At 63.4% G+C, this 3337-nt stretch carries 4 protein-coding genes and 1 pseudogene; 2 read left to right on the plus strand and 3 right to left on the minus strand.

The genetic code is table 11. The annotated features are described in order from the left end of the window. On the plus strand, nt 1–336 hold a 336-nt coding region (gene ruvX / locus EN879_RS29100), incomplete at its 5' end, for a Holliday junction resolvase RuvX (RefSeq protein WP_127274415.1). Here the strand turns inward: ruvX and EN879_RS29105 are convergent. The 3 genes from EN879_RS29105 to EN879_RS29115 form a co-directional block, all read right to left on the minus strand. Continuing rightward, the gene (locus tag EN879_RS29105) at nt 254–595 is read right to left on the minus strand and encodes a DUF6105 family protein (RefSeq protein ID WP_063167955.1); all 342 of its coding nucleotides are present in this window, start codon (nt 593–595) and stop codon (nt 254–256) included. The genes ruvX and EN879_RS29105 overlap by 83 nt on opposite strands. Beyond that, entirely contained in the window at nt 595–1164 is a 570-nt protein-coding gene (locus tag EN879_RS29110; RefSeq protein WP_013531792.1) for a hypothetical protein, read from the minus strand. Before EN879_RS29110 ends, EN879_RS29105 begins: the two co-directional genes overlap by 1 nt. 194 nt (nt 1165–1358) lie before the next feature. Then, nucleotides 1359–2987 carry a DNA alkylation response protein gene (locus EN879_RS29115; RefSeq protein ID WP_013531793.1) on the minus strand — a complete coding sequence of 543 codons (1629 nt, stop codon included), beginning with the start codon at nt 2985–2987 and terminating at the stop codon, nt 1359–1361. Between the two features lie 193 nt (nt 2988–3180). Between EN879_RS29115 and pyrB the strand changes: the two are divergent. After that, nucleotides 3181–3337, plus strand: a pseudogene (gene pyrB / locus EN879_RS29120) (aspartate carbamoyltransferase catalytic subunit); the annotation flags it as partial.

Consider the following 3337-nt stretch of genomic DNA (forward strand, 5'->3'; position numbering starts at 1 on the left):
GTGCTGCTCGCCTTGCTGCAGAAGGAGAATGCCGGCGCCGTGGTGATTGGGCTGCCGATCAACATGGACGGCTCGGAAGGTCCGCGTGCGCAGAAATCGCGCGCCTTCGTCCGTAACATGGCACAAATGAGCGACCTGCCCTTCGTGCTCTGGGATGAAAGGCTATCGACGGTCGCGGCCGAAAGGACGCTGATCGAGATGGATTTCTCGCGCCGCAAGCGCGCCGGCAAGATCGATTCGGCGGCAGCCGCGTTTATTCTGCAGGGAGTTTTGGACCGGCTTCAGTCGCTCCACGCATCCGCTCGAACGGAACCGGATCCGCCCAGCGCTGTCTGACCCAGCCGGCGATTTCGCGGCGACGGCGGAATGCCCAAAGCGCCATCAGCAGCAACCCGTCGAAGACGCACGTCTTCGCCACCATGCCGGGGATGATCGCCGGATCGATGCCGAGCATCTGACCGTAGAGCCGGAAGAAGAAGTCGTGCATCTGTCGGCTGAGCATCGCGTAGCCGAAATTGATGTCATTGGCCGACAGATAGAACCAGCCCCAGAAAATCGCCATCGGCGCCGCCCAGCATCCGAAGATGTAGCGCATCAGCGGCCTCCCCTGGGATTGGAGCCGGTTTTGGACACCGTTCGGCCTGATATGAGTGAAAGCAGCGAATTGTGGGCTGCGGCTTTTGCCATGCCGTGCGCGACGGCATGGATCTCGCCTTCGCCCGAAGCCGCTGCCGCAACCACGGACCGCCGTTCGGCAAGCATGGCGACATAGGATGCCAGAAGTGCTGCCAGCTGCACGGCAACAGCCATGAACAGCCCGTTTATGCCTTGCGCAGCACCCCCGATGACGATCAGCGACAACACGCCGGACGCGCAGATGAAGGCGATGCGGGCAACGCTGTCGGCGTCCGGGCTGGTCGCGTCGTTGACCAGGGCTTCGACAAAGGCCCAGAAAAACAGAACCGCGACGACCAGCAATGCGGTGGCAAGCGGCGCCACGACAACGAAATTGTCGAGGTTGACGAAGCGGGTACCCTCGATTGTGGCACCGATCACGCCGAGCGCCGCCGCCACACCACGGTTTCCGTCGATGCAGATGAGCGCAAGCAGGGCGAAAACAATCGTCCAGTGCAAGGTCAGAAAAGAGGTCAGTACCTGTCGCATCGGTGTTCCTGCTTCGCAAAGCAGGAGACGGCCAATCTGAACCATTGCCTGCTTGCGCCGGGACAGTGGGCCTTGCCGCTCGCCATCGCAACGGAAACCATTTGTTAAGGTTAACGGAAATTAGCCATATGCGAGAGGATACGGACCAACGCCTCAAAACTGTGGATGGCGCCGGTTTTTGCGATGCTCGCGGCTCAGTTCACTGGCGGATAGAGCGTGTCGATGATCATGCGTGCATCGTGGCGCGAATCGATCATGCCATAGGTGTTGCGCCATTGGCCGGCCAATCGCGTCTCGACGAAAGCGTCGGCGATCCGCCCTGCCCCCAGACGGCGCAATTCCGCCGCCGCAGCCGACAGAGCCAGCTGCTCGGTGAGCAGCCGAGCCGAACCTTCGTCGGTTGAAGCGACCTGCATCGCCGCCTTCAGCACGCCGATCGTGCCGCGTCCGCCGGCGCCGAGATCGCGGTCGATGCCGGCCAGCACATCCTCGAACAGGCCGGGCGCACGGCCAAGCACGCGCAGCACGTCGAGCGCCATGACATTGCCCGAGCCCTCCCAGATCGCGTTGACCGGGGCCTCGCGATAATAGCGGGCGAGCGGCGCCTCCTCGACATAGCCATTGCCGCCGAGGCACTCCATCGCCTCATAGAGCAAAGGCGGCGCGATCTTGCAGACCCAGTATTTGACGACCGGCGTCATGGCGCGGGCAAACGCCGCTTCACCGCGGTCGCTGGCCGCCTCGTCGAAGGACCGCGCCAGCCGGAACGACAGTGCGGTGGCGGCGGCGACATCGAGTGCCATGTCCGCCAGCACGCGCTGCATCAACGGCTGCTCGATCAGGGTCGAACCGAACACCTGACGATGGCGGGCATGATGAACGGCCTCGGCGAGGCCCGCGCGCATGATCGCCGACGAGGCGATGGCACAATCGAGCCGGGTGAGCGTCACCATGTCCATGATCGTCTTCACACCGGCACCGGGTTCGCCGACCATCTCGCCGATGGCATTGACGAATTCGACTTCGGAGGATGCGTTGGAACGGTTGCCGAGCTTGTCCTTCAGCCGCTGGAAGCGGAAGCCGTTGCCCGAGCCGTCACCGAGAACGCGCGGTACGAGGAAGCACGACAGCCCCTCCGGCGCCTGCGCCAGCACCAGGAAGGCATCCGACATCGGCGCCGACATGAACCATTTGTGCCCGGTCAGACGATAAAAACCGCTGCCGGCGCGTTCCGCCCTCGTCACATTGGCGCGCACATCGGTGCCGCCCTGTTTCTCGGTCATGCCCATGCCGAGCGTCAGCCCGGTTTTCTCGACCGGCGGCTTTTGGCTCTGGTCATATTTGCGCGTCGTCACGCGCGGCGCCCATTCACGAAACAGTTTCGGGCTGGCCATCAAGGCCGCCAGCGAAGCGTTGGTCATGGTGATGGGGCACAGATGCCCGGTCTCGAGCTCCGCCGTCAGATAAAACCGGGCGGCACGGACCTGATGGCGGCGGCCGATCTCGGTGTCGCCGTTTTCCCACACCGAGGAATGCAGCCCATTGGCCACGGAGCGGCGCATCAAGGCGTGATAGGCGGGATGGAACTCGACCACGTCGATGCGCCGTCCTTGGCGATCATGCGTCCTCAGCTTCGGCGTCTCGACATTGGCGAGGCGCGCCAGTTCCTGCGCCTCCTGCGTCAGCACGAAACGGCCGAGACCGTCGAGTTCCCGGCGCACCGGATCGGAAAAACGCTCCGCGAGCTGGATCAGCAACGGATCGCCCCGCCAGGCGTTGCCGCCCGTCAGCGGCGGCGGCTGGTTCGTCACGTCGTCGGTCACGCCCAATCCTTCTATCGTCAGAAAGCCACGAATCCGAGGCTGTCGGCTAGATATAGCCAAGCCATGCAGCGCGCGCGATGAAAATACCGGCCGATACAATCGGCCATCTACACGAAAAAAATGAGGAGAACGGTTCCAATGCAAAGCTGGCGCTTGCAGCCGCAAAGTCTCCACCCTATAGCAGCCCCTTGAGATGACCGACGCTTCGTCCCCCTATCCTCAACGCCATCTTCTGGGCATCCGCGACCTTTCCCCTGCCGACATCGAGCTGTTGCTCGACAGGGCGGACCGGGCGGTCGCGATCTCGCGGCAGTCCGAGAAGAAAACCTCGACGCTGCGCGGCCGCACAC

Source organism: Mesorhizobium sp. M7A.F.Ca.AU.002.02.1.1, from assembly GCF_003998535.1.
Lineage (GTDB): Bacteria > Pseudomonadota > Alphaproteobacteria > Rhizobiales > Rhizobiaceae > Mesorhizobium > Mesorhizobium ciceri.

Coding starts and splice junctions, on each gene's coding strand:
- EN879_RS29105 (WP_063167955.1), bottom strand. CDS start 595: ATGCGCTACATCTTCGGATGCTGGGCGGCGCCGATGGCGATTTTCTGG.
- EN879_RS29110 (WP_013531792.1), bottom strand. CDS start 1,164: ATGCGACAGGTACTGACCTCTTTTCTGACCTTGCACTGGACGATTGTT.